Annotated in this window: 26 protein-coding genes; 9 read left to right on the top strand and 17 right to left on the bottom strand. The window is 72.3% G+C overall.

Annotation, left to right across the window (positions count from 1 at the left end; genetic code table 11):
- The first annotated feature begins 49 nt into the window (after positions 1-49).
- The 4 genes from DRB96_RS18620 (at position 50) to DRB96_RS18605 (ending at position 3,692) form a co-directional block, all read left to right on the top strand.
- Positions 50-2,113 (top strand): O-antigen ligase family protein, encoded by a 2,064-nt coding sequence (locus DRB96_RS18620; protein WP_112449482.1) that lies wholly within the window; start codon positions 50-52, stop codon positions 2,111-2,113.
- Between the two features lie 144 nt (positions 2,114-2,257).
- On the top strand, positions 2,258-2,689 hold the full coding sequence (locus DRB96_RS18615; RefSeq protein WP_112453537.1) for a DUF3995 domain-containing protein: 432 nt from the start codon (positions 2,258-2,260) through the stop codon (positions 2,687-2,689).
- Positions 2,686-3,225 carry a sigma-70 family RNA polymerase sigma factor gene (locus DRB96_RS18610; protein WP_112449481.1) on the top strand — a complete coding sequence of 180 codons (540 nt, stop codon included), beginning with the start codon at positions 2,686-2,688 and terminating at the stop codon, positions 3,223-3,225. Before DRB96_RS18615 ends, DRB96_RS18610 begins: the two co-directional genes overlap by 4 nt.
- Positions 3,222-3,692 (top strand): SRPBCC family protein, encoded by a 471-nt coding sequence (locus tag DRB96_RS18605; RefSeq protein ID WP_112453536.1) that lies wholly within the window; start codon positions 3,222-3,224, stop codon positions 3,690-3,692. The genes DRB96_RS18610 and DRB96_RS18605 overlap by 4 nt, the downstream gene beginning before the upstream one ends.
- A 152-nt stretch (positions 3,693-3,844) precedes the next feature.
- On the opposite strand, the gene DRB96_RS18600 is transcribed toward DRB96_RS18605, so the two are convergent.
- Positions 3,845-4,615 carry a TetR/AcrR family transcriptional regulator gene (locus tag DRB96_RS18600; RefSeq protein WP_112449480.1) on the bottom strand — a complete coding sequence of 257 codons (771 nt, stop codon included), beginning with the start codon at positions 4,613-4,615 and terminating at the stop codon, positions 3,845-3,847.
- Between the two features lie 107 nt (positions 4,616-4,722).
- Here DRB96_RS18600 and DRB96_RS18595 point away from each other — a divergent pair, with 107 nt between their 5' ends.
- Both DRB96_RS18595 and DRB96_RS18590 read left to right on the top strand, forming a co-directional pair.
- Positions 4,723-5,652: an ATP-binding cassette domain-containing protein gene (locus tag DRB96_RS18595; protein WP_112449479.1), complete on the top strand. Its 930-nt coding sequence runs from the start codon at positions 4,723-4,725 to the stop codon at positions 5,650-5,652.
- Between the two features lie 2 nt (positions 5,653-5,654).
- On the top strand, positions 5,655-6,419 hold the full coding sequence (locus DRB96_RS18590; protein ID WP_239516864.1) for an ABC transporter permease: 765 nt from the start codon (positions 5,655-5,657) through the stop codon (positions 6,417-6,419).
- A gap of 38 nt (positions 6,420-6,457) precedes the next feature.
- On the opposite strand, the gene DRB96_RS18585 is transcribed toward DRB96_RS18590, so the two are convergent.
- The 9 genes from DRB96_RS18585 to DRB96_RS18545 form a co-directional block, all read right to left on the bottom strand.
- On the bottom strand, positions 6,458-6,730 hold the full coding sequence (locus DRB96_RS18585; RefSeq protein ID WP_112449478.1) for a DUF1876 domain-containing protein: 273 nt from the start codon (positions 6,728-6,730) through the stop codon (positions 6,458-6,460).
- 124 nt (positions 6,731-6,854) lie between these two features.
- A complete protein-coding gene (gene hemB, locus DRB96_RS18580) occupies positions 6,855-7,856 on the bottom strand; it encodes a porphobilinogen synthase (protein WP_112449477.1) in 1,002 nt (333 codons plus the stop codon).
- Positions 7,857-7,952: 96 nt separating this feature from the next.
- Positions 7,953-8,318 (bottom strand): hypothetical protein, encoded by a 366-nt coding sequence (locus tag DRB96_RS18575; RefSeq protein ID WP_112449476.1) that lies wholly within the window; start codon positions 8,316-8,318, stop codon positions 7,953-7,955.
- Positions 8,319-8,362: 44 nt separating this feature from the next.
- Entirely contained in the window at positions 8,363-9,502 is a 1,140-nt protein-coding gene (locus tag DRB96_RS18570) for a HEAT repeat domain-containing protein (protein WP_112449475.1), read from the bottom strand.
- 306 nt (positions 9,503-9,808) lie between these two features.
- Complete coding sequence (locus tag DRB96_RS18565; protein WP_112449474.1) at positions 9,809-11,476, bottom strand: bifunctional uroporphyrinogen-III C-methyltransferase/uroporphyrinogen-III synthase; 1,668 nt, start codon at positions 11,474-11,476, stop codon at positions 9,809-9,811.
- The gene (gene hemC / locus DRB96_RS18560; RefSeq protein WP_112449473.1) at positions 11,473-12,441 is read right to left on the bottom strand and encodes a hydroxymethylbilane synthase; all 969 of its coding nucleotides are present in this window, start codon (positions 12,439-12,441) and stop codon (positions 11,473-11,475) included. Before hemC ends, DRB96_RS18565 begins: the two co-directional genes overlap by 4 nt.
- Positions 12,438-14,195, bottom strand: coding sequence for a glutamyl-tRNA reductase (locus DRB96_RS18555; protein ID WP_112449472.1), 1,758 nt, complete (start codon positions 14,193-14,195; stop codon positions 12,438-12,440). Before DRB96_RS18555 ends, hemC begins: the two co-directional genes overlap by 4 nt.
- Positions 14,192-15,010, bottom strand: a complete 819-nt coding sequence (locus DRB96_RS18550) for a redox-sensing transcriptional repressor Rex (RefSeq protein WP_112449471.1) — start codon at positions 15,008-15,010, stop codon at positions 14,192-14,194. Before DRB96_RS18550 ends, DRB96_RS18555 begins: the two co-directional genes overlap by 4 nt.
- A gap of 273 nt (positions 15,011-15,283) precedes the next feature.
- Positions 15,284-15,562, bottom strand: a complete 279-nt coding sequence (locus tag DRB96_RS18545) for a glutaredoxin family protein (protein ID WP_112449470.1) — start codon at positions 15,560-15,562, stop codon at positions 15,284-15,286.
- 125 nt (positions 15,563-15,687) lie between these two features.
- Between DRB96_RS18545 and DRB96_RS18540 the strand changes: the two genes are divergently transcribed.
- The 3 genes from DRB96_RS18540 to DRB96_RS18530 all read left to right on the top strand — a co-directional run bounded on the left by DRB96_RS18540 (position 15,688) and on the right by DRB96_RS18530 (position 19,355).
- On the top strand, positions 15,688-16,719 hold the full coding sequence (locus DRB96_RS18540) for an HAD-IB family hydrolase (protein WP_112449469.1): 1,032 nt from the start codon (positions 15,688-15,690) through the stop codon (positions 16,717-16,719).
- A 395-nt stretch (positions 16,720-17,114) separates the two neighbouring features.
- Positions 17,115-17,930: an ECF subfamily RNA polymerase sigma factor, BldN family gene (locus DRB96_RS18535; protein WP_112449468.1), complete on the top strand. Its 816-nt coding sequence runs from the start codon at positions 17,115-17,117 to the stop codon at positions 17,928-17,930.
- Positions 17,931-18,158: 228 nt separating this feature from the next.
- Positions 18,159-19,355 carry a DUF5667 domain-containing protein gene (locus DRB96_RS18530; RefSeq protein WP_112449467.1) on the top strand — a complete coding sequence of 399 codons (1,197 nt, stop codon included), beginning with the start codon at positions 18,159-18,161 and terminating at the stop codon, positions 19,353-19,355.
- A gap of 122 nt (positions 19,356-19,477) precedes the next feature.
- Here DRB96_RS18530 and DRB96_RS18525 read toward each other — a convergent pair whose 3' ends face one another.
- The 7 genes from DRB96_RS18525 to DRB96_RS18495 all read right to left on the bottom strand — a co-directional run bounded on the left by DRB96_RS18525 (position 19,478) and on the right by DRB96_RS18495 (position 25,511).
- Positions 19,478-20,464 carry a lysophospholipid acyltransferase family protein gene (locus DRB96_RS18525; RefSeq protein ID WP_112449466.1) on the bottom strand — a complete coding sequence of 329 codons (987 nt, stop codon included), beginning with the start codon at positions 20,462-20,464 and terminating at the stop codon, positions 19,478-19,480.
- Positions 20,464-21,555 (bottom strand): NAD-dependent epimerase/dehydratase family protein, encoded by a 1,092-nt coding sequence (locus tag DRB96_RS18520; protein ID WP_112453534.1) that lies wholly within the window; start codon positions 21,553-21,555, stop codon positions 20,464-20,466. Before DRB96_RS18520 ends, DRB96_RS18525 begins: the two co-directional genes overlap by 1 nt.
- A gap of 95 nt (positions 21,556-21,650) precedes the next feature.
- A complete protein-coding gene (locus tag DRB96_RS18515; RefSeq protein WP_003948845.1) occupies positions 21,651-21,749 on the bottom strand; it encodes an AURKAIP1/COX24 domain-containing protein in 99 nt (32 codons plus the stop codon).
- Between the two features lie 162 nt (positions 21,750-21,911).
- Entirely contained in the window at positions 21,912-22,121 is a 210-nt protein-coding gene (locus tag DRB96_RS18510; RefSeq protein WP_162688852.1) for a helix-turn-helix domain-containing protein, read from the bottom strand.
- A 114-nt stretch (positions 22,122-22,235) separates the two neighbouring features.
- Entirely contained in the window at positions 22,236-23,066 is an 831-nt protein-coding gene (locus DRB96_RS18505) for a phosphatase (protein WP_112453533.1), read from the bottom strand.
- 104 nt (positions 23,067-23,170) lie between these two features.
- A complete protein-coding gene (locus DRB96_RS18500) occupies positions 23,171-24,340 on the bottom strand; it encodes an acetoin utilization protein AcuC (protein WP_112449464.1) in 1,170 nt (389 codons plus the stop codon).
- Positions 24,291-25,511, bottom strand: a complete 1,221-nt coding sequence (locus tag DRB96_RS18495) for an MFS transporter (protein ID WP_112449463.1) — start codon at positions 25,509-25,511, stop codon at positions 24,291-24,293. Before DRB96_RS18495 ends, DRB96_RS18500 begins: the two co-directional genes overlap by 50 nt.
- Positions 25,512-25,523 lie beyond the last annotated feature (12 nt).

Raw genomic sequence — 25,523 nt, 5'->3', positions numbered from 1 at the left:
GGACGCGGGTCGGCCCGCCATCGGTTCCCGGCCCTCATGGGGGGCGTTCGTGAACATCGGTGAGATAGGCGCCGTGTTGAGGCGCCGCTGGTACGTGATGATGCCCCTGACGATGATGGGAATCCTCGCCGGCCTGCACCTGTACGAGTCGGTTCCGGTGTCCTACCAGTCGCAGAGCTCGGTGGCGCTGCTCGACTCCTCGGCGGTCGCGGAACTGGCTCCGACCTTCGGCAACCCCATCTCCAACGCGGGCGGTTCGCTGGTCGTCACCGCCGACGTGCTCATCAGGACCCTGTCGGGGGCCGACGCGGCCCGGGACCTGCAGGGGCTCGGCGTCACCGATCCCTACACCGTCGGATTCGCCGCGAACACCTCGGGCCCCATGCTCACGTTAACGGTCACGGGCAACGACCGGGCCAAGGTGCTCAAGGAGACCAGCACGCTCACCGCGTTCGCCGGGGAGCAGCTCAACGCCCTCCAGTCGGCGGCCAAGGTACAACCCGCCTACTTCGTGCAGACCGCCCCGGTGGTGCTCCCGCAGACCCCCAAGCCCCAGCTCAAGAGCCGCTACCAACAGGTGCTCGCCGTCCTCATCGCCGGCCTGGTCGCCGGCTTCACCCTGTCCTTCGTGACGGAGAGCCTGCTCGCGTCCCGGCGCCGGCGGCGCGAAGCAGTCGAAGCCGCGCGGGCCGCCGAAGCCGGCGGAGCGGCCGCCGGGGCGACGGCGCGGGTGCGCAGGCGGACCAGGGCCCGGCAACTGGACGCCACCGCGCTGCTCACCGGCTATCTCGCGCTGGCCTTCTTCATCCCCTCGAACCTCACCCTTCCGGGGCTGGGAGGGGTGGGCACCCCGGCCAACGTGTTCGCGATCCTGGGGCTGTTCTGGTACCTCGCGACCTGGCTGACCGGCCGGATCCGGCCCGCTCACGGCACCCGGCTGCCCCGGATCGCGATGTGGCTGCTGGCCGTGTCGGTCCTCGCCTCCTACCTCGGGAACGCCTCCCGGGGCAGTACCCACAAGGAGGTGCTGGGGGCCGACCGCGGGCTGATCGGACTGCTCGTCTGGGTCTCGATCGTGGTGCTGGTGTCGGCCGGCATCCAGGACCGGGCCCGCCTCGACGTCCTGCTGCGACGGGCCGTGGTGATGGGGGCGCTGGTGGCCGCCATCGGCTACTACGACTTCTTCACCGCCACGAACATCGCCGAGAAGATCAGCATCCCGGGGCTCCAGTCGAGCGTGGCCCAGATCACCGCGCTCGACCGGGGGGCCTTCACCAGGCCGCGCTCGACGACGGCGCAGCCGCTGGAGTTCGGCGGCATGCTCGCCCTGATGCTGCCCTTCGCCGTGCAGCAGGCCTTCGATCCGGCCCGCGCGCACCTGACCCGGTGGCGCCGCTGGGCACCGGTGGCCCTGATGGGCGGGGCCCTGCCGCTGACGGTGTCGCGCACCTCCATCATCGGCGCGCTGATCGTCGTCCTGGTGATGGTGCCGCGGTGGAAGCCGCAGCGGCGCTGGACCACCTTCGGCCTGCTCCTGGGTTCCGTGGCGATCTTCAAGGTCCTCGTACCGGGGCTGATCGGCACGATCACCACGCTCTTCGCGTCCTTCCTGTCGAACTCCGACAGCAGCACCCAGGCCCGAACCGTCAAGTACAGCGCGATCGTCCCCTACCTGGAGGACCGCCCGCTGTTCGGACGGGGCCTGGGCACCTTCACCCCCGACCTCTACTTCTTCACCGACAACCAGTACATGCTGACCCTGGCGGAAATGGGCCTGCTGGGCCTCGTCGCGCTCCTGGCCCTGTTCCTCACCGGGATCCACCAGGGCGGCGCCATCCGGAGAATCGCCGCCTGCGAGTCCGACCGCGAGCTCGGCCAGGCCTTCTTCGCCTCGGCCCTCGTCGCCCTGGTCAGCGCCGCCACCTTCGACGCCCTCAGCTTCCCGATGTTCGCCGGGATGTTCTTCCTGACGATCGCCGCCGGAGGCAGTTACCTCGGCTTCATCCGGCGCGCCGCGCCGAAGCCCCGAACCGTGGAGTCCCCGTGTCCTCCCATGGCCCCGACCCCAGCTTTTTTTTTTCAAACAGAAAACGCCAGACGAGGGCATGCCTAGTCTCGTGGGCTCGGAGATGTGTAAAAAAGACAGCCCCACCCCCTCAGCCGCTCACCCGCTCGCGTGACGGGGCTCACAGGGAACGTCTCCCCTGTGAGCCCCCTCCTCTGTGTGCCGGAGCGTTTCACCACCGAGGGGGCACACATGAAGGACACGACGCGAAGGCGCACCGGGCGGACGCTCGCCGCGCTGCTCGCCACCGACGGGCTGGTCCACCTGTACTGGGCCACCGGCCTGACCTGGCCCGCCCCCGACGAGCGGACCCTGTCGCTGGCCGTGCTCGGCACGGAGGTGTCCTTCGGGCCGCCCGTCGTCCTGCCGCTCGCCGCGCTCACCCTGACCGGGGCCGCCGCCGTACTCGCGCACGCGCGGGGCCAGGGAGGGCGGCCCGCCCGCCTGGTGACGGCAGCCGTCGCCGCCGGTCTGGCCGTACGCGGCCTCGCGGGCCTGGGCTGGGCCGCCGGCCTCCTCGACAGCCCGGCGGACGGCCCCTTCCGCACCCTCAACCTCGCGCTCTACACCCCCGCCTGCCTCGGCTTCGGCTGGGCCGCGGCGCGTCTGGCGCGAGCCCGGTGAACCCGCCGGCCCCGCCGAGGGGACCCCTCACCCCCGCCGCCCGCGCCCGGGGAGTCGCCCTCGCGCGCGCGGCCCGGGGCGGAGACACCCTCGCGCTGCACGACCTCCTCGACCACCTGACCCCGTACATCGCCCGGATCTGCGTACCGATCGCCCTCGCGGACGGCCCGGACGCCACGCAGGAGGCCCTGCTCAACGTCTTTCGGTCGCTGCGCACCCTGCGGGACCCGGAGACCCTGTACGGCTGGGTCCGGTCCGTCGCGGTCCGCGAAGCCGTCCGCACCGCCCGGCGCGCGGCCCGCGACCGCCCGGCCGAACTGGCCGACGTACCCGCCCCGGACGACCCGCAGCTCGCCGTCGACATCGAGGACGTCCTGGCCCGCCTCTCCCCCGCTCACCGGGCCGTCCTCGTACTCCGGGACGTCGAAGGCCTCGACGAGGAGTCCGCCGCCGCCCTGCTCGGCGTCCCGCCGGGCACCGCCAAGTCCCGGCTGCACCGGGCCCGTTCGAGCTTCCGGAAGGCGTGGTCCGCATGACGTACGAGAGGGCATACGACAGGACGTACGAGATGGATTCGATCGCCCGCCTGCGCGTCATGGCGGCCGGCGTCCCGGGAGCCCGGGTCGTCGAAGGGGTCCTCCCGGCCCCCGTGGAGGCCGTCTGGGCGGTGATGTCGGACCTGGAGGGCGAGTTCGGCCGCTTCCAGCCGGACATGCGCACCGTGCGCGTGCTCCGGGTCACGGGCGACCGCGTGGAGGCCCTGGCGCGCAGCAAATACGGTCTGCGCGCGCACTTCCGCGGCGTCCTGCGCCCGGGCTGGTGCTGGCTCCAGAGCCGCTTCCTGATCATCGGCATGGCCGCCGCCCCGGAACCGGGCGGCGGCACCCGGGTGGCCCTGACGGGCGGCGTCCGCGTCCCGACCCGCGCGGCGATCGTCCCGCTGGGCGCGGAACGCGAACTCCGGGAGGCGATGACCCGGCTGGCGGGCCGGCTCAGCGCCTGAAGCGGTCGCGCCGGCGGCGGGGCCGGCGGGCTTTGGGGCTCGGACGCCGGCGGAGCGTTGCCGACCGCCACGGCCTCGCCCTCAAGCTCCCCGTCGCTGCCGTAGAGGGCGGCGGCCCGCTCCTGCGCCTCCCTCACGTCCGCCCCAAGGGCTCACGGAGCGGACCGCTCGCCGATCAGCGCGGCCAGGCCGTCCAGAATGCGGTTCAGGCCGAAGCGGAACTGGAAGTCCGGCTCGTCCGAGCCCGTGAACGCGTCGGACTCCAGCAGCCGGGTCACCGCCGGGTGCGTGTCCGGGCCGGTCATCAGCCGCAGCGTGCGCACGTACTGGCCCAGCACCTGGTCCGGTGCGACGCCGGACTTCACGATGGCGTCCATCATGTCCGCGGCCATCGTCGCCTCGTTGCGGACCAGGCCCCCGATGAGGACGATCGCCGAGACCTTCTCGCTCTCCCGCAGGGCGGTCCCGGCCATCGCCGCGAGCCCGCGTTCCATCCAGGCGAGCTGGTTCGGGCTGACCGGCGCCCCGGTGATCGGGATGCGCAGGATCCAGGTGTTCATCATCAGGACGGTCCGCTGCGCGTACGCCCACTGCGACAGCAGCTCCCGCCAGCCCATCCCCTCCCCGCCGCCGGACGGCTCGGGCGGCGGGGTGCCGACGCCCGCGTCGGCCATCAGGATGTACAGCTCTTCCTTCGCCGTGACGTACCGGTAGAGGGACATCGTCGAGACGCCCAGTTCCTTGGCCACCCGGCCCATGGAGACGGCGTCCATCCCCTCCCCCGCGGCGAGCGCGACGGCGGCGTCCACGATCCGGGGGAGCGTGAGGGTGGGGCGGGGGCCCTTGCCGGGGCGTTCGCGCAGACCCCAGGCCATCTCCAGGCTCGCCGGGAGCCCGGTTTCCCCGTCGGGGTCCTTCGCCATCGCCGCCTCCTCCCTGATGAGTCGTTGACCCACATCCTAGTTCTGTGTATTACTTACGCAGTAGCGCGTAACCCATACGCAGAAGCCAGAAGGGAGCGCGGTCCGCGATGACCACGCACGACGACCTCGGCATCCACGCCACCGCCCTGACCAAGTCCTACGGCGCCCTGCGCGTCCTCGACGGCATCGACCTCGCCGTCCCGCGCGGCAGCGTCCTCGCCCTCCTCGGCCCCAACGGCGCCGGGAAGACCACCACCGTCCGCATCTTGGCGACCCTCACCGAGCCCGACTCCGGGACCGCCCGCGTCGCGGGCCACGACACCGCGTCCGCACGGGCCCTCGTACGCCGCTCCATCAGCCTCACCGGGCAGTTCGCGGCCGTCGACGAACTCCAGACCGGCGCCGAGATGCTGCGCATGATGGGCCGCCTGCGCGGACTGCGCCCGCGCGCGGCGCGGGCCCGGGCCGACGAACTGCTGGAGCGCTTCGGACTCGCCGAGGCCGCCGCGCGCACGGCGAAGACGTACTCGGGAGGCATGCGACGGCGCCTCGACCTCGCCGCAAGCCTGGTCTCGCAGCCGGAGGTGATCTTCCTGGACGAGCCGACGACCGGACTCGACCCGCGCAGCCGCCAGGACCTGTGGGACCTCGTACGGGAACTGCGCGCGGACGGCACGACCGTGCTGCTCACCACCCAGTACCTGGAGGAGGCCGACCGGCTCGCCGACCGCGTCGTCGTCCTGGCCGAGGGGCGGATCGTCGCCGAGGGCACGCCCGCCGCGCTCAAGTCGCGGGTCGCGGGCCACCGCCTCGACCTGACCCTGACCCACCGGGCCGCCTACGACGCACTGACCCCGCGCGCGGTGCACCTCGTACCGGACGAGCTCACCCTGGGCCTGCCCACCGACGGCAGCGCGGCCCACGTCCGTGCCCTGCTCGACGAACTCGACCCGGACTGCACCGACATCGCCCGCTTCGCGGTGCGCACCGCCACCCTCGACGACGTGTTCCTCGCCCTGACGGGAGCTGCCCGATGACCATGACGACCACGATGACTGCCCCCACCGCCGCGCTCGCGCTGGCCGGCCGCAGCCTGCGCATCAGCCGCCGCAGCCCGGACGCGCTGATCGCCGCGCTGATGCTCCCCGTGATGCTGATGCTGATCTTCGTCTACTTCTTCGGCGGCGCCATCGACACCGGGACCGAGTACGTGACGTACGTCGTCCCCGGCGCCATGCTCCTCTGCGCGGGCTTCGGCGCGGCGAGCACCGCCGTCAGCGTCGCGGACGACATGAAGAACGGGATCGTCGACCGCTTCCGCTCCCTGGACATCGGAGGCGTCCCGATCCTGGCCGCCCACGTCACGGCCTCCGTCCTGCGCAACCTGCTGTCCACCGTCCTGGTCCTCGCCGTCGCCCTCGCCATCGGCTTCCGACCCCAGGCCGGACCGCTCGCCTTCCTCGCTGCGGCCGGACTGCTGCTCGCGTACATCACGGCGATCTCGTGGCTTGCCGCCGTACTCGGTCTGCTCGCCAAGTCCCCCGAGGCGGCTGGCGGTTTCACGTTCCTGATGATGTTCCTGCCGTACCCGTCCAGCGCGTTCGTCCCGATCCACACGATGCCGACCTGGCTGCACGGCTTCGCCGAGAACCAGCCGCTGACCCCGGTCATCGAATCCCTGCGCGCACTGCTGCTGGCGCAGTCGGCGGGGAACTCCCCCTGGGTGGCGCTGGCCTGGTGCGCGGGCATCACGGCGGTGGCCGTGGCCTTGGCGGGCACCCTGTTCCGCGGCCGGACCCGCTGACGGCTCCGGGTGGGGGCGGCCAGGGGTCGGCCGTGCGCTCAGCGATTGAGCGGGTAGGAATGGCGGCCCGTCGCCTCGTCGATCTCGGAGTGGGCCTTCTGCAGCATCTGCGACGCGAGATCCATGAGCGCGCGAGCACCCGCGATCTCTTCCCCGACCCTCAGCTGCTCCGGGTCGGAGGGGTGGCGCATGGCGTAGCCGTGCGCTCTGATCTCGGAGCCGTCCCCGAGCCTTACCAGGGCCGCCGCACTGGTGCGGTGGCCCTCCTCGGTGAATTCGAGCTCCGCATGCCACCCGACGAGTGTGGACATGGTGCATCACCTCCAGGGGTTCACCCTGCTTCCAGCGTGCGCCTGGGCGGGACACGACGCGAGTCGGCGGCACGGGGGCGGCTGCGTCCCGCCCCGCACCGCCCCCCAAACCCAGCGGCCAGCGTCAGCGCTCCGCGCGGAGCCAGCCCGCGACCTCCGTCGCCCAGTACGTCAGGATCGTGTCCGCGCCCGCGCGCTTGATGCCGAGCAGCGTCTCCAGGATGGCCCGGTCTCGCTCGATCCAGCCCTTCTCCGCCGCCGCCTCGATCATCGCGAACTCGCCGCTGATCTGGTACGCCGCCACCGGCACGTCGACCGCCTGCGCGACCCGGTACAGGATGTCGAGGTAGGGACCGGCCGGCTTGACCATGACCATGTCCGCACCCTCCTCCAGGTCGAGGGCGAGCTCGCGCAGCGACTCGCGGGCGTTCGCCGGGTCCTGCTGGTACGTCTTGCGGTCGCCCTGGAGCGAGGAGGCGACGGCCTCGCGGAAGGGGCCGTAGAAGGCGGAGGAGTACTTCGCCGTGTACGCGAGGATGGAGACGTCCTCGTGGCCCGTCTCGTCCAGCGCGTCGCGGACGACGCCGACCTGGCCGTCCATCATCCCGCTGGGGCCGACCACGTGGACGCCCGCGTCGGCCTGGACCTGCGCCATCTCGGCGTAGCGCTCCAGCGTCGCGTCGTTGTCGACGCGCCCGTGCTCGTCCAGGACCCCGCAGTGCCCGTGGTCGGTGTACTCGTCGAGGCAGAGGTCCGACATGATGACGAGCTCGTCCCCGACCTCGGCCTTCACGTCGCGGATCGCGAGCTGCAGGATCCCGTCCGGCTCGGTGCCCGCCGTGCCCCGCGCGTCCTTGTTCTCGTCCGCCGGGACCCCGAACAGCATGATCCCCGAGACGCCCGCCGCGACCGCCTCCACGGCGGCCTTCCGCAGCGTGTCCCGGGTGTGCTGGACCACGCCCGGCATCGCCGAGATGGCGAGCGGCTCCGAGATCCCCTCCCGCACGAAGGCCGGGAGGATCAGGTCCGAGGGGTGCAGCCTGGTCTCCGCGACCATCCTCCGCATCGCCGGGGTGGTGCGCAGCCGGCGGGGCCGCGAGCCGGGGAAGGATCCGTACGTGCTCATCTTCTGGTCGCCTCTTCGCGCTTCGACAGCAGTCGCTGCCAAGCCTAGGCGCTGCCGCCGGGAGGGCGGGCCCCGGTCCCGAGGCCCGGCGGGGTCCTACGGCAGGTCCAGCAGGGCCCAGAACACCGCCGCGTTCAGGAGCACCAGCGCGGGCGCGGCGAGCGCGATGCCGACGCGGCGGGCGGCGTTGCCGGTCCGCCACGGGAGGGCCCAGCACCACACCAGCAGGGCCAGCGTGCCCAGCAGGCCGACCCAGAACACCGGCCAGGCGGTCTCGAAGCTCGCGTCGAAGGCGTGGGCGGCCTCCGTGGCGCAGGAGTCGCAGGCCATCGGCGACAGCCCCGCGTACAGCAGGGACAGGAACGCGAGCGGCAGCGTCAGCAGGGTGGAGGCCAGCGGGGCGATGTAGGCCCGGCGGTCCCGGTCGGCGTCGGGGTTGCGGGCGAGGTCGTGGGCGGTCATGGGACCACTCAACTCGGGCCGCCCGCCCGCCGGTACCCGCTCGGCTACTCAGTGCCGTCTGGGTACCGTGCACCGGCGGCGCCCCGGGCGGGGTCGTTGCGCTCCTGCCAGCTCCAGAGCGCGTTCACCCGGTGGTCGGGCGTGAAGAACGGGCCGAGTTCCTCCGCCCGCGCGTACGCCTCCGGGGTGCCCGGATGGTCCCGCAGGGCCAGCCCGTAGGCGCCGACCAGGCGGGTCAGCTGCTCGCCCGCGTCCAGCAGGGACAGCAGCAGGTCCGTGGCGTCGGCCGTGCGGTCGGCGGACTCCGCCATGCTGTCCGCGGCCGCCAGCCGCATCGGGCTGTGCGGGTCGCGGACCAGGTCGCGGACCACACCGTGCAGGGCGTCCACGTCCTGTCCCGCCGCCAGCAGGCTCAGGACGGCGCAGAACCGCACCTCGTCGTCGGGGTCGGCCGCCAGGAGCTCCAGGGCCCCGCGCTCCGCGGCCGTGAACGGCCCGTCGGACCAGCCCATGCAGTACACCGACCGCATGCGCACCCGGGGGTCCGGGTGGACGGCGTACCTCAGGCCGATGGACTCCAGCCGCGGGTGCCCCACGTCGTGTTCGGTGATGGCCCACAGCACCGCCGCGAGGACCTCGGGGTCCGGCTCCACGTCCGCCCAGGCGGCGAGGAGCTCCCGGTCCTCCGCGTCGTACGGGTACTCCTCGGCCTTGAGGCGCCACTGCACGGTCACCAGCCAGTCGGCGGCGAAGCGGCGGTGGACGGGGGACGGGTGGTGCCGCAGAGCCGTCACGACCTCCCGGCTGCCCTCCGCGAGCCGGGCCTCGAGCCGTCTGCCGGCCGCGGACCAGTCCACGTGCGATTCGGTGTGCCGGACGGCGCGGGCGACCAGTTCCTCCAGGGGGACCGGGACGCCGAACAGCGCCTCCAGGGTGGTCAGTACGGCGCCGTGTCCCGCGCGTACCGTCAGCCCGCCGAGCGTGATCTCCTCGACCTGGCACCACTCGTCCTCCACCGTCGCGGTCTCGGCCGGGCCCGCAGCACCCGTCCGGCGCCGCAGCTCCGCCTCCGCGCCCGCCCCGTACCAGTGCCGGGCCGCGTCCAGCAGCCGTGCCCGCTCCGCCTCCGGCAGCCGCTCCGCCGGGTCGGGGAGGTCCCTGGACCACAGCAGCGCGCGGACCACCGCCGGGGAGCCGCTCTCGACGGGCCCGCAGCAGCGGGGTCGTACCGTCCGGCAGCACCCGGTCCGGGTCCGCGCCGGCCTCCACCAGCAGATCGGCCGCCTCGTGCGCGTACGCCGCCACCGCCGCGCACAGCGGCGGCAGGCCCCGCGCGTCCACCGCGTCGGGTTCGGCGCCCTCCCGCAGCAGTTCCCGTACCGCCTCAGCGTCGCCCGCCCGTGCCGCTTCCCCCAGTGCCGTCATGCCCCGAACATGCCACAGGGCCCGGGCGCGCACCGCGCCCGGGCCCCGTGGAGAGCTGCCTGCCCCTACGTCGTACGGCGCCTGCGCGCGCCCGGGCGCCGCTCGCTCGGCCGGTAGACGTTCTCCCCGGCCTCCTTCGCGGCCTCGCGGCGCGCCGCGCCGTATTCGGCGAGGGCCTCCGCCAGCTTGCCGACGCTCGGCTCCGGCGAGAGGACGTCGACCCGCAGGCCGTGCTCCTCGGCCGTCTTGGCCGTCGCCGGTCCGATACAGGCGATGACGGTGACGTTGTGCGGCTTGCCGGCGATGCCGACGAGGTTGCGCACGGTCGAGGAGGAGGTGAAGAGCACGGCGTCGAAGCCGCCGCCCTTGATCGCCTCGCGGGTGTCCTGCGGCGGCGGGGACGCGCGCACGGTCCGGTAGGCGGTGACGTCGTCGACCTCCCACCCGAGCTCGATCAGCCCGGCGACCAGGGTCTCGGTGGCGATGTCGGCGCGCGGCAGGAAGACGCGGTCGATCGGGTCGAAGACCGGGTCGTACGGCGGCCAGTCCTCGAGCAGTCCGGCGGCGGACTGCTCGCCGCTGGGCACCAGGTCGGGCTTGACGCCGAATTCGACCAGCGCGGCGGCGGTCTGCTCGCCCACGGCGGCGACCTTGATGCCGGCGAAGGCACGGGCGTCGAGCCCGTACTCCTCGAACTTCTCGCGCACGGCCTTCACCGCGTTCACCGAGGTGAAGGCGATCCACTCGTAGCGGCCGGTGACGAGTCCCTTGACGGCCCGCTCCATCTGCTGCGGGGTGCGCGGGGGCTCCACGGCGATGGTGGGCACCTCGTGCGGGACGGCGCCGTACGAGCGCAGCTGGTCGGAGAGCGAGGCTGCCTGCTCCTTGGTCCGCGGTACGAGCACGCGCCAGCCGAACAGCGGCTTCGACTCGAACCAGGACAGCTCCTCGCGGCGCGCGGCGGCGCCGTGCTCCCCGACCACGGCTATGACGGGCCGTGATCCCTCGGGCGAGGGGAGGATCTTGCCCTGCTTGAACACCTGGGCGATGGTGCCCAGGGTCGCGCTCCACGTCCGCTGGCGGGTCGTGGTGCCGGCCACGGTCACGGTGAGCGGGGTGTCGGGCTTGCGCCCGGCGCTCACCAGCTCGGCGGCGGCCGCCGACACGGTCTCCAGCGTGGCGGAGACGACGAGGATGCCGTCGCTGGCGCCCGCCTCGCTCCAGCAGCGCTGGGAGGCGCTCCGTGCGTTCACGAACCGCACGTCCGCGCCCTGCTTGCCGCTGAGCGGCACACCGGCGTACGCGGGCACGCCGACGGCGGTCGCGACGCCGGGGACGACCTCGAAGGGGATGCCCTCGGTGGCGCAGGCGAGCATCTCGTCGGCCGCGTGTCCGTCGAGTCCGGGGTCGCCGGTGACGGCACGGACGACCCGCCTGCCGGAGCGTGCGGCCTCCATGACAAGATTGGCGGCATCTCGGATCACCGGGACCCCGGCGGCTGCTGACTTCTCGTCAGCGATCGTCAGCTGCGGCGTGTCCACCCCCGCGCGCGCATGCGTACGTACGACCTCGAGCACCTCGGGCTCCGCGATCAGGACGTCCGCGGCGGCGAGTGCCTCGACGGCGCGCAGCGTCAGCAGACCCGGGTCGCCCGGACCGGCACCGAGGAAGGTGACGTGCCCGTGGACGGCGACCGCCGGGAAAGCGGAGGTGGTGGGACTTGTGGGGTTCAAAGCGACCGCTCCCCCATCAGACCGGCCGCGCCCTTGGCCAGCATCTCGTCCGCGAGTTCGCGGCCGAGCGCCATGGCCTCGTCGTACGACTGGGGCACGGGACCGGTGGTGGACATCTGCACCAGCGTGGAACCGTCGAGGGTTCCCACGACTCCCCGCAGGCGCATCTCATTGACAATCTGCCCGTCGGCCAGCAGGTCGGCGAGCGCCCCGACGGGGGCGCTGCAGCCGGCCTCCAGGGCGGCGAGCAGGGCACGTTCGGCGGTCACGGCGGCCCGGGTGTACGGGTCGTCGAGCTCGCCGAGCGCGGCGATCAGGTCCGTCGAGGACGCGAGGCACTCCACGGCCAGGGCACCCTGGCCGGGTGCGGGCAGCACGTTGTCGACGGAGATCAGGTCGGTGGCCTCGTCGCCGCGGCCGATCCGGTTGAGTCCGGCGGCGGCGAGGACGACGGCGTCGAGCTCTCCGTCCCGCACGAACCCGATCCGGGTGTCGACGTTGCCGCGGATGGCGACGGTCTCGATGACCTTGCCGAGCGACTTGGCGTAGGCGTGCAGCTGGGACGTGCGGCGCGGCGAACCGGTACCGATGCGCGCGCCGTCGGGCAGCTGCTCGAAGGTCAGGCCGTCGCGGGCGACGAGCGCGTCGCGGGCGTCCTCGCGCTGCGGCATGGCGGCGATGACGAGCTCGGCGGGCTGCGCGGTGGGCAGGTCCTTCAGCGAGTGCACGGCGAAGTCGACTTCGCCGCGTACGAGGGCCTCGCGCAGGGCGGTGACGAAGACGCCGGTGCCGCCGATCTGCGAGAGGCTCTCACGGGACACGTCACCGTAGGTCGTGATCTCCACGAGCTCGACGGGTCGGCCGGTGATCGCCCGTACCGCCTCGGCCACATGTCCGGACTGGGACATGGCCAGCTTGCTGCGTCGCGTGCCGAGCCGGAGGGGCTGGTCGAGACGTGGATTCATGATGCCCGTCCTGAGTCGTCGTTCTGGTCTGCCGCGTCCGCCCGGCTGACGGAGGCCACCGTCTGCGGGTCGAGATCGAAGAGTTCGCGCAGCGCCTCGGCGTACCCGGCGCCGCCGGGCTCGCTCGCGAGCTGCTTGACGCGCACGGTCGGCGCGTGGAGGAGCTTGTCGACGACGCGCCGCACGGTCTGGGTCACTTCGGCCCGCTGCCGCTCGTCGAGGTCGGGTACCCGTCCGTCGAACCGTGCCACTTCCATGGCGACGACTTCGGCGGCCATGGCGCGCAGGGCGACCACGGTGGGCGTGATGTGCGCGGCCCGCTGTGCGGCGCCGAAGGCGGCCACTTCCTCGGCCACTATCCCGCGTACGGCGTCGACGTCCGCGGCCATCGGCGCGTCGGCCGAGGCCTCCGCCAGCGACTCGATGTCGACGAGCCGTACGCCGGGGATCCGGTGGACGGCGGCGTCGATGTCGCGCGGCATGGCGAGGTCCAGCAGGGCGAGCCGTACGGGCTGCGCGTCCACCTGGCCGCGGGCTCCCTTGCGGGGCTGCCGCTGTGCGGTCGCCTCGCCCTGATCGGCCCAGGTTCCGTGCAGTTCGAGCGAGCTGGCGTCGACGCCGGTGAGCGCGGCCCGCCCGTCGGCGGTGCGTCCCGGATCGGCGGCCGGCGCGTCGAGCCCGACGGGGCATCCGTCGCGCTCCTCGACGACCACCTTGCTCCGCACGGCCCCGCCATCGGCGATCCGCCGACCGCCGGCCGAGAGCACGGCGAGCCGCGCGACGGCGGACACATCCAGCCCCGCCGGCGTGTGAGGCGCGGGGTCCGGGGCGGAGCCCCGCGGGGTCCGGGCGGAGCCCGGGGAACGGTCGAAGGGCGGGTGGGGGACGGCCCCCGCAGGTCCCGCCTCCTCCGGCCCGGCCAGGGCAACGGCCTCGGCCACCTCGTCCCCGGTCAGCACCAGCCCGGTGGCGCCGGTACACGACACCACGACGTCGACTCGTGTCAGTTCGTCCGCGACCGAGGCCATCGGAACGGCAGAAGCCGCCACCCCGGTGCCCGAGGCAACCAGAATCTCGGCCAAACGCTCCGCCCGCTCGGCGGTCCGGTTCGCGACGACGATCTCGGTGAAGCCGACCCGCGCCAGCGTGGCCGCGGCCAGCGAGGACATCGATCCGGCCCCGATGACGAGCGCCCGCTTCCCGTCGGCCCACTGCTCGACCGGCGTGTGCACGGCGAGCTGCTCCAGCCCGAAGGTCACCAGCGACTGCCCCGCCCGGTCGATCCCGGTCTCGGAGTGCGCCCGCTTGCCGACGCGCAGCGCCTGCTGGAAGAGGTCGTTGATCAGCCGGCCCGCGGTGTGGAGCTCCTGCCCCAGCGCGAGCGCGTCCTTGATCTGGCCGAGGATCTGTCCCTCGCCCACGACCATGGAGTCCAGTCCGCACGCCACCGAGAAGAGGTGGTGCACGGCCCGGTCCTCGTAGTGCACGTAGAGGTACGGGGTGAGCTCCTCGAGCGCGACGCCGCTGTGCTGCGCCAGCAAGGTGGACAGCTCGGCGACGCCCGCGTGGAACTTGTCCACGTCCGCGTACAGCTCGATGCGGTTGCAGGTGGCGAGGACCGCCGCCTCCGCCGCCGGCTCCGCGGCCAGCGTGTCGTGCAGCAGCTTGACCTTGGCATCGGCGGGCAGCGAGGCGCGTTCGAGCACGCTCACGGGCGCGCTGCGGTGGCTCAGCCCTACGACGAGCAGACTCATGCCGGCATCACCGCCGGGTGGTCGCCCTCGGGGTTGCCCTTGCGCGCGACGGCCGCGGCCCGCCCGGCGGGCGGGACCACGGCGGCGGCGGGGGCCGCGCCGGTGCCGGTGCCCGCGGCGCTGCCGCCGGCGGCAGCGGCTGCGGCGGCTTCCTCGCCGGCCTTGCGCTGCTCGTGGAACGCCAGGATCTGCAGCTCGATCGACAGGTCGACCTTGCGCACGTCCACGCCGTCGGGCACGGACAGCACCGTGGGCGCGAAGTTCAGGATGGAGGTGACGCCGGCGGCGATCAGCCGCTCGCTCACCTGCTGCGCCGCACCGGCCGGGGTCGCGATGACCCCGATCGAGACGCCGTTCTCCTCGATGATCTTCTCCAGGTCATCGGTGTGCTGTACGGGCATGCCCGCGACGGGCTTCCCGGCCATGGCCGGGTCGGCGTCGATGAGCGCCGCCACGCGGAAGCCGCGGGACGCGAAGCCTCCGTAGTTGGCGAGGGCCGCGCCCAGGTTGCCGATGCCGACGATGACGACCGGCCAGTCCTGGGTCAGTCCGAGCTCGCGGGAGATCTGGTAGACGAGGTATTCCACGTCGTATCCGACCCCGCGCGTCCCGTAGGAGCCGAGGTAGGAGAAGTCCTTGCGCAGCTTCGCGGAGTTGACTCCGGCGGCTGCGGCGAGCTCCTCGGAGGACACCGTGGGCACCGATCGCTCGGAGAGCGCGGTGAGGGCACGCAAGTACAGCGGAAGCCGGGCGACAGTGGCCTCGGGAATACCTCGGCTGCGGGTCGCCGGTCGGTGAGTTCGGCCAGTTGCCACGATGCTCCTGCGGGATGAGCGGGGCTGCAGGTGGCCTCTTGTCCCAGGACCACCCCGTCGAATGCAGGCTATGTCTTTGTGAACGCGTGCACAAAGATTGTGTCCGCTTTGTCCGAGCAAAGTGACCGGGGTCACGCGCCTTGGGCGGACAGAGTGGGAACGGGTGACACGCCGAACCCGTTCAAATCCCAAAGGGGGCAAAACTCCACACTCTCCTCACCAATACGCCCCCGAGACCCCATAAATCGCCCATGATGGTAACCGTCCGAGGGGTCAAGCCTGCAATGCCCGTCGGAGCCGGTCAGGGTTCACCCTCCAGAAGGTGTGCTGTTCGCCGTCCACCAGCACCACGGGAATCTGCTCCCAGTGCAGGCGGTAGAGCTCCTCGTCCTGCGAGATGTCCTTCTTCTCCCACTGTGCGCCCGTCTCGGCGCAGACCTTCTCGACCACTTCCTGGGCGTCATCGCACAGATGGCACCCCGGCTTCCCGATGAGCGTGACCATCCGCTCCTCGGGACGCTTCTTTCCGGCTCGGCGCAGCAAAGGACTCATGCCCCCATTCTCCCGCGCCCCGCTTGTGTCCGGGTCGCACCGAAGGGACCGGAGCCGCCGAAGAGTTCACACACCCGATTCCCACCGGTTCGGGAAGTCCCGAACACAATGGCTATGCTCGCGTCATGGCCGCTCTGGGATGGCTCACCCCCCGTAGGCGCTCCGCCACCGCGCGGAGCGTGCTGGCAGGCGAGGCCTCGGCCGAAGCCGCCCGCAAGACCGCGCTGGCCGATGAACCGCTCGACACCGTGGACTCCGCCGAGGCGCTGGAGGCGGCCGAAGCGGAAGAGGCCGAGGCGCTCGAAGCCCGGGATGCCGCGGCGGCCGAGGCCACCGCGCCTACCGCGCCCGCCGAGCCCGCCGAGCCGGAGTTCCCCGTCGCCGGCGACGACCTCGCCGCCGCCTTCTTCGACCTCGACAACACCGTCATGCAGGGCGCCGCGATCTTCCACTTCGGCCGCGGCCTCTACAAGCGGGAGTTCTTCCAGCGCCGCGAGCTCGCCCGCTTCGCCTGGCAGCAGGCCTGGTTCCGGCTCGCCGGGGTCGAGGACCCCGAGCACATGCAGGACGCCCGCGACAGCGCGCTGTCCATCGTCAAGGGACACAAGGTCTCCGAGCTGATGTCCATCGGCGAGGAGATCTACGACGAGTACATGGCGGAGCGGATCTGGCCGGGCACCCGCGCCCTGGCCCAGGCCCACCTCGACGCCGGCCAGAAGGTGTGGCTGGTGACGGCCGCCCCCGTGGAGACGGCCACGATCATCGCCCGCCGGCTCGGCCTCACCGGGGCCCTGGGCACCGTCGCCGAGTCCGTGGACGGCGTGTACACCGGCCGGCTCGTCGGCGAGCCGCTGCACGGCCCCGCCAAGGCGGAGGCGGTGCGCGCCCTGGCCTCCGCCGAGGGCCTCGACCTCGCGCGCTGCGCCGCGTACAGCGATTCGCACAACGACATCCCGATGCTGTCGCTGGTCGGACATCCGTACGCGATCAATCCCGACACAAAACTGCGCAAGCATGCCCGCGCCCACGACTGGCGCCTGCGCGACTATCGGACCGGTCGCAAGGCCGTGAAGGTCGGCGTCCCGGCAGCCGCCGGAGTCGGCGCGATCGCGGGCGGCGCGGCCGCCGCGATCGCCCTGCACCGCCGCCGCAAGTAGCGTCCGCGGGCCCCGTCCCGGCCGCATCCCCGCCCCCGCACGGCCTCCCGGCCCGCGGCGGCCCGCCCTGCGCCGCCGCACCCCCGGGGCCGGGGCATTCGCTCACCTCTACCCGCGCCCCCGGCGCGGCACTCCGCCCTGCCCGACTCGGTCGCGAGCCACCGTGGAAGCCGCCATTCCGCGTACCCAACCGATCAAGAATCGATCACCATCTGCGACTGAATATGCCCTCGACACGCAACAGAAGTGTCGTAACCGATGATTTGAGCAACTAGGTGTAGCGCGGCCTGTACGAAGCGTTATTCTCCTCAAACGCATGCCACCGCTCATCTGTCGCCACGAAGGGTGAACGGTCCCGCACTGCACGTGATGGAAGCTCTGCCTCTGGGAGTCCCGTGTACCCACCTGTCGGGGTTGACGCCTCGGGCCTGGCTACGCTGCGCGCGACGGTCCTCGACCACCTGCGCGGCTTCGTCCCCACCGCGTACGCCGTCCCCGCATTCGCCACCGCGGTCCCCGCCGGACTCGGCCCGGCCGGTCCTTGCTATGCCCTGACCGACGGCGGAGCGACGGTGGGCAGACGGGGACGCTCCGGCGCCGCCGCCGGGGGCTCCGCCACCGGTACCACCGCGCCCGCCGCCCGCCGCCCCACGGCGGACAGCGACCAGGCCCGCATGATGGACCTGGTCGAACGCGCCCAGGCCGGCGAAGCCGATGCCTTCGGCCGCCTGTACGACCAGTACAGCGACACCGTCTACCGCTACATCTACTACCGCGTCGGCGGCAAGGCGACCGCGGAGGATCTCACCAGCGAGACCTTCCTGCGCGCGCTGCGCCGCATCTCCACCTTCACCTGGCAGGGCCGCGACTTCGGCGCCTGGCTCGTGACGATCGCCCGCAACCTGGTCGCCGACCACTTCAAGTCGAGCCGTTTCCGCCTGGAAGTCACCACGGGCGAAATGCTCGACGCCAACGAGGTGGAAAGGTCCCCCGAGGACTCCGTCCTGGAGTCCCTCTCCAACGCGGCCCTGCTGGAAGCCGTACGGAAACTCAATCCGCAGCAGCAGGAGTGCGTGACCCTGCGCTTCCTGCAGGGCCTCTCGGTCGCCGAGACGGCCCGGGTGATGGGGAAGAACGAGGGCGCCATCAAGACGCTCCAGTACCGGGCGGTCCGCACCTTGGCCCGCCTGCTCCCGGACGACGCCCGCTGACTCCCTTACTCACATTCGGTAACCCTCCCTGATGACACTGACGACCCTGTGGTCCGATCATCCTTCGTCCGTAACCCAAGTGCCGCGCCGCTCGTTGTGCGGGATGCAGGCTCCCTGTGGACAAGCCCTGCCCGAAGCCGCTCACTCGAAAGTGTGGATGTGCTCAAGGAAGGCAACCTTCCGGACACCTTGGGGAGTCGATCGTCATGACGAGAGGAGGTGCCGCCAGTGATCGCGAACGTGACTCCGCACCGGCGGGCGAACGCCTTCGCCCAGGCCCTGGAGGATCGGACCCTGTCCGATCTTTCGGAACCGGACCCGGCGGCCGAGCAGTCCGAGGCACCTGCCGAACCTGCCGACCACGACCGGTTGTTGGCCCTGGCGAGCGTGCTCGGCGAAAGAATGCCGCGCCCGGTGCTGGATCCAGAGGTCAAAGTGGTGCAACGAGCACAGCTCGTCGCCGCCATGGAGGCCATGGTGATGGAGGAAAGGGCCGGGGGCAGTGCCGCCCCGGACCCTCAAGTGCCCGAACAGCGGACCGGCCGCGGCGCCCACCGGGCGACATCGCTCCGGAAATTGCGGCCCCGCTCCCGCTGGTCCAAGGGCATCGCGGCGGGTGGCCTCACCGTGGGTGTGGCCGCCGGGGCCTTCAGCGGAGTGGCCGCTGCGAGTACGGACGCCCTGCCGGGTGACCACCTGTACCCCGTGAAGCGGGGGATGGAGGACATCCGGCTCGGGATGGCCGATGACGACTCGGACCGGGGCGAGCTCTATCTCGACCAGGCCTCGAACCGTCTGGCGGAGGCCCGCCGGCTGATGGAGCGCGGCCGTGCCGGCGCGCTGGACCACGAGTCCCTCGGTGAGATCCGCCGGGCGCTCGCGGGCATGAAGCACGACGCCTCGGAGGGCCACCGGCTCCTCCAGGCCGCCTACGAACGGGACGGCTCGCTCGGCCCGATCCAGGCGCTGTCCTCGTTCTCCCGCTCGCACCGCGACGCGTGGGCCAAGCTCCGGGGAAACCTCCCGGCGCAGCTCACGGACGTGGGCGGCGAGGTGGAGTCGGTCTTCCAGGCCATAGACGAAGACGTGGCGCCGCTCCAGGGTCTCCTTCCGAAGCCTCCGGAACAGACCCGCGGCTCCGGCCCCTCCAGTCGGCCGAGCACCCCGGCGGGCAAGCAGCAGACGGCGCCCTCCCCGGGCACCCCGTCGGCGGCCCCCGCCCCGTCGGCCTCCGGCTCCACGAAGACCCCGTCGCCCGGCGGCGGTCTCCTGGGCGGCACGGGCAATCTGCTGAACCCGCCCGCGGGCCAGCCGACCCCGGCGGCGTCCGGATCTCCGGAGCACCCGCACCCGGACATCACCCTCCCGCCCCTGCTCCCCGGCCTCCTGCCGGGCCTGGGCCTCAAGGCGGAAGACGTGGAGTGACGCACAGGGAGTGACGCGAGAGAGCAGCCGAGAAGCGCCGGCGGGACGATCCAGCCCCGTCGGTGCTTCTCGGCTGCTCTCTCGCGTCCGCTACTGCGCGCCGACTCCGCGCCAACTGCGCGTCAGAAGAAGACGGAGCGCCGCTGCACCAGCAGCTTGTACAGCGTGTGCTGGATCTGCTCCCGGACCTGGTCGGTCAGGTTGAACATCAGCATCGGGTCCTCCGCCGCCTCCGGCGCGTAGCCCGCGGTGTGGATCGGCTCCCCGAACTGGATCGTCCACTTCGTCGGCAGCGGCACCGCCCCGAGCGGACCCAGCAGCGGGAACGTCGGCGTGATCGGGAAGTACGGGATCCCCAGCAGCCGCGCGAGCGTCTTCGCGTTGCCGATCATCGGGTAGATCTCCTCCGCCCCCACGATCGAGCAGGGCACGATCGGCGTCCCGGCCCTCAGCGCGGTCGACACGAAGCCGCCCCGCCCGAAGCGCTGGAGCTTGTACCGCTCGCCGAACGGCTTCCCTATCCCCTTGAAGCCCTCGGGCATCACGCCCACCAGCTCCCCGGCCTCCAGCAGCCGCTGCGCGTCCTCCGCGCAGGCCAGCGTGTGGCCGGCCTTGCGCGCGAGCTCGTTGACGACGGGCAGCATGAACACCAGGTCCGCCGCCAGCAGACGCAGGTGCCGCTCGGCGGGGTGGTGGTCGTGCACGGCCACCTGGAGCATGAGCCCGTCCAGGGGCAGCGTCCCGGAGTGGTTCGCCACGATCAGCGCGCCGCCCTCCTTCGGGATGTTCTCGATGCCCTTGACCTCGACCCGGAAGTACTTGTCGTACAGCGGCCGCATCAAGGACATCAGGACCTGGTCCGTCAGCTCCTTGTCGTAGCCGAAGTCGTCGACCTCGTACTCCCCGGTGATCCGGCGCCGCAGGAACGCCAGGCCGCCCGCGATCCGCCGGTCCCAGCCCTCGCCGCCCGCGCGCGCGGGCTCCGGCTCGGGCGCCGCGGCGACCGCCGGCTCCATCGCGGGCTCCGCCTCCGGGGCGACGCGGACCCGCCGGGGCGGCCGCCGCCGCGGCCGGTCCTCGTCGAACGGGATGACCTTGGCGTCCGCCACTATCGCTTCGCTCCCTCAGCCACGGCCTCTGTCCCGGCCTCTACGTTCAACAGCCCGGCCACCCGGTCCACGGCCCGGCCCACCCGCTCGGGGGGCAGCAGCCCGCTCCCCCGGCTCCGCGTGAAATCGGCGAAGGTCTCGGCGGTGGTGTACATCGGCTCGAATCCCAGCACCTCCCGCATCTGCGAGGTCTGCACGACCCGCCCGTGCGTGAGGAGCCTTATCTGCTCGGGCGAGAAGTCGGTCGCCCCGACCGCGCGCAGCGCCGAGCCCACCCAGGTCACGGCGGGCAGCAGCAGCGGCACCGCCGGCCTGCCCAGGCGGCGTGCGCACTGCGAGAGCAGCAGCACCCCGTCCCCGGCGATGTTGAAGGTCCCGCTCGTCCCGCTGTTCAACGTCCCGCCACCGCGCTGGGGTTCCTGCGCGGCGAGCTTGAGCACTTCCAGCACGTCGTCCTCGTGGACGAACTGCAGGCGCGGGTCGTAGCCCAGCACGGTCGGGATCAGCGGCATGGAGAAGTACTCGGCGAGCGCGGAGTCGGCGAAGGGGCCGAGGATGTTCGCGAACCGCAGGACGCACACGGCGACGTCCGGGCGCCTGCGCGCGAAGCCCCGTACGTACCCCTCGACCTCCACGGCGTCCTTGGCGAATCCGGCCGCGGGCAGGGATTTGGGCTGCGTGGTCTCGGTGAAGACGGCCGGATCCCGCGAGGTGCCCCCGTACACACTGGTACTGGACTTCACCACGAGCCTGCGTACCGTCGGGGACTTCTGGCAGGCTCCGAGGAGCTGCATCGTCCCGATGACGTTGGTTTCCTTGACGGTGGCGTAGGAGCCGGATCCGGCTCCCGTGGCGGCACCCCCGGTGACCGCCAGGTGGACCACCGTGTCCACCGCGTTCTCTGCCAGCACCCGGGCGATGCCCGACTGCCTGATGTCCGCGCGGACGAACTCGGCCGATCCCAGCCGGTGCGGCGGCGTCACCGCGTCGACCGCGATCACCCGCTCGACCTCCGGGTCGCGCTGGATGCGCCGTACGAAACGGCCTCCCAGCTGCCGGGCAGCCCCGGTAACGAGCACGACCTTCCCCACGAGCTCAGCGCCTCCCTCGAAGAAGTCCCCCGGCTGCACCGCAGCCCCTCCACCAGAATGGTGGAGGGGCTGCGGAGAACACGTACAGCTGCCGTTTACTTCTTGTTACGGCGCTGCACGCGGGTGCGCTTGAGCAGCTTGCGGTGCTTCTTCTTGGCCATCCGCTTACGCCGCTTCTTGATAACAGAGCCCACGACTACCCTCGCTCACTTCTCGGAACACCCCCGCGTCAGCGGGGATCTCGGTGCGGGGCGTCTGGGCCCACACGACCTACGTCGGCCTAGCCTACCCGCCCGAGCTCTGAGCTTGTAATCCGGTGCCTCCGAAGGGCTTCCACGGGCTCCCGACCCTTGTCCTCAGGCCGATTCCACCCCCACGAAGGACTCGCGGAGGTACTCGTGCACCGCGTTCTCGGGGACCCGGAAGGACCGGCCCACCCGGATCGCGGGCAGATGACCGTTGTGCACCAGTCGGTACACGGTCATCTTCGACACTCGCATCACCGAGGCGACCTCCGCCACGGTCAGGAACTGAACCTCACTGAGAGGCCTCTCGCCAGCAGCCATGACACACCTTGACCTTCCGCGCATGACGGGCACCGGCTTCCCCTCCGGTTACGCCCCGTCGTCGCACGCTCACTCCCCAGAGTAGGGGCGTGTGGTACGAGTGGGGAAGAGGAGCTACGGCCACTCCTGCGGGCCCGACAGACTCGCCCGATTGAGTACATAGCGAGTGAGGGGCCGGTAGTAGTCCGCGCGCACCGCGTCATCAAGCGGAACCACCACCGACACCCGCCCCTCGGCCTCCCCCACGAACAGCGCCGGATCATCCGTGTCGGCCAGCCCGATCGCCTCCACACCGAGCTGACCTGCCCCGCAGACCCACCCGTGGTCCCCCACCACCAGCGCCGGCAGCGGCCCGCCGGCCTCCGCCAGCGCCCCGAGCGCGATCCGAACCGGCAGCGGCGAATGGGTGTGCGCGCCGGTCGCACTCCCGGGCGGGTGCACGCCGTCTTCCCGCACCAGTGCGACCCCCCGTACGTAATCGATGCGGTGCGGGCGTAGACCGAACCGGGTCTGCATGTCGACGGCGGCCCCCCGCGCCGGAGTGAGGACATCACATCCGGCCGCCGACACCGCCTCGGCCAAAGCGGCGTAGAAGCCCAGGAGCCGGTGCGGGTGGCCCGTCGCGAACAGCACGGGTGCCCGCGCCGCCACGGCCGCGCGCAGCCGCTCCGCGAAGGCGTCGAGCCCCGCGACCGTGAGCTCCGGATCGATCACGTCCGGCCCGCTGACGTGCGCGGGATCCGCCGAGACCCCGCACTTGTCCGCCATCAGCCTCAGCAGGTCACCCTCGCCCCAGCCCCATTCCGGATCCAGACCGAGGAGCACCCGGGGGTCGCGCGCGGCGAACAGCCGGTAGCTGCGCAGGCTTTCCTCCCGGGAGGTCGCGACGGGCCCGGCCAGGCGGGCGGCCAGCAGATGCGCACGCAGGGCGCCGGTGCTCAACACGCTGTCGATGCTGCCCCAACCGAACTGGCGGATCATCAATTACCGGCAATCGCACCACCGTTGGCGTAACGGCAGACGTCGCCGCGGCAAGATCCGCGCACCCGTCAGGTGAGCATCCCGCGCAGCGGGAACACCGCCCGCCGCGTGGCCAGGACCGCCTGGTCGATCCGGTCCGCCGGATCGTAACCGGCATCCCAGTCCGGCCACTGCGGCACCCGCCCGTCCGTCATCCGTGCCGGAGCCAGCTGGCGGGTCCTCGCGTACACCTCGTCGCGCCACGAGGCCGGAACCGCCGTCTCCGGATCGATCGGCTTGTGCCCGGCGATCGCCACCAGGTGCGTCCACGAGCGCGGTACGACGTCCACGACCGCGTACCCGCCGCCGCCGAGCGCCAGCCAGCGGCCGTCCGCGTGGGCGTGCGCGAGCTCGTGGCAGGCCTCCTGGACCGCCCGTTGGGCGTCCAGCGACACGGCCAGGTGCGCGAGCGGGTCCTCGAAGTGGGTGTCGGCCCCGTGCTGGGTCACCAGCACCTGCGGCCGGAAGTCCGCCAGCAGCTCGGGCACGACCCCGTGGAAGGCCCGCAGCCAGCCCTCGTCCCCGGTCCCGGCCGGCAGCGCGATGTTCACCGCCGAGCCCTCGGCGGCCGGCCCGCCCGTCTCCTCCGGCCAGCCGGTCTGCGGGAACAGCGTCCGCGGGTGCTCGTGCAGGGACACGGTCAGCACGCGCGGGTCGTCCCAGAAGGCCGCCTGCACCCCGTCGCCGTGGTGGACGTCCACGTCCACGTACGCGACGCGCTCGGCCCCGAGCTCGAGGAGCCGCGCGACGGCCAGCGCCGCGTCGTTGTACACGCAGAACCCGGCCGCCCCGCCCGGCATCGCGTGGTGCAGCCCGCCGGCGAAGTTCACGGCGTGGTCGGCCTCGCCGCGCCAGATCGCCTCGGCGGCCGCCACCGACTGCCCGGCGATCAGCGCGGACGCCTCGTGCATCCCGTGGAAGGCCGGATCGTCGGTGGTCCCGAGCCCGTACGAGCCGTCGGCGGCCCCGGGGTCGGCGGACACCTCGCGCACGGCCGCCACGTAGTCCTCGCGGTGGACGAGCCGCAGCGTGGAGTCACCGGCCTGCCGCCCGGCCCGCACCTCCATCGCCCGGTCGAGCCCGAAGGCCCGTACCAGGCCCATGGTCAGTGCCAGGCGCACCGGGTCCATCGGATGGCTAGGCCCGAAGTCATACTTCGTTACCGCCTCGTCCCACATCAACAACCCGCGGCCGCTCATGCCCGACACCGTATCGGGCGGTCCCCGTACCGAACGAGCGGGCATGGAAAAGAGTGACGAGGACGAGCACCATCGGCACGAGCATCGCGGCCCGGTAGTTCCAGACGTCCCCGATCCCGCCGACGAGCGGCGCGCCGATCAGGAACCCCACGTAGTTGAAGATGTTGAGCCGCGCGATCGCGGTGTCGGAAGCGTGGGGGAAGAGCCTGCCCGCGGCGGCGAAGGTCTGCGGCACGATCACGCACAGCCCGATCCCCAGCAGGGTGAAGCCGAGCATCCCCGCCCACGCTCCGGGGGCCGCGGCGACCACCGCGAACCCGCCGGCGGCGACGACCGTCCCGATCCGTACGACGGCCACGGCCCCGAAGCGGCGCACTCCGAGGTCGCCGACGGCCCGGCCGAGCAGGGTGGTCACCATGTAGACGTTGTAGGGGACGGTCGCGAGCTGTTCGGAGGAGCCGAGGACGTCCTGGAGGTACTTGGCGCTCCAGTTCGAGACCGTCGAGTCCCCGATGTACGCGCACGCCATCACCAGGCACAGCGGCAGCAGCAGCTTGAACCCGCCGGGGCCCAGCCCCTTCTCCGCGCCGGCCGCCGCCGCCTTGGCGTCCTGGTCCACGTAGAAGCGGCTGGCGAGGAGCGCGAGCGGCAGCAGGATCACGACGGCCGGCAGGTAGGAGGTGAACAGGTCGAGGTGCCAGTGCGCCCCCGCCCACGCGGCGGAGGCGCCGAGGATGCCGCCCAGGCTGTAGGCCGCGTGGAACCCCAGCATGATGCTTCGCCCGTACGCGGCCTGCAGGCTCACGCCGAGCATGTTCATCGACGCGTCGAGCGCGCCCACGAACAGCCCGAACGCCCCGAGCGCCAGGGCCACGTGCCACATCTCGCTGCCGGCGCCGACCCCGAGCAGCGACAGCAGGACCAGCGGCTGCGCCCACCGCAGTACGGTGCTGGGCGCGACACGCTTGACCAGGTGCTCGGTGACGACGCTGGACACCCCGGCGAGGATCGGCACGGCGGCGAGGAAGACGGGCAGCAGCCCGTCGGATATCCCGTACCGGTCCTGGATGGCGGGGATCCGCGTCACGAGGAGCGCGAAGGCCACGCCCTGCACGAAGAAGCTGAACCCCAACGCCCCGCGCCCGCGGCCCAGCCGCGCGTCTGCTGTCATGGCGGCACAGCG

This window comes from Streptomyces sp. ICC1 (assembly GCF_003287935.1).
Classification (GTDB): domain Bacteria; phylum Actinomycetota; class Actinomycetes; order Streptomycetales; family Streptomycetaceae; genus Streptomyces; species Streptomyces tritrimontium.
Note: the sequence above shows the minus strand (reverse complement) of the source record. Positions and strands in the feature narration are given on the sequence as shown.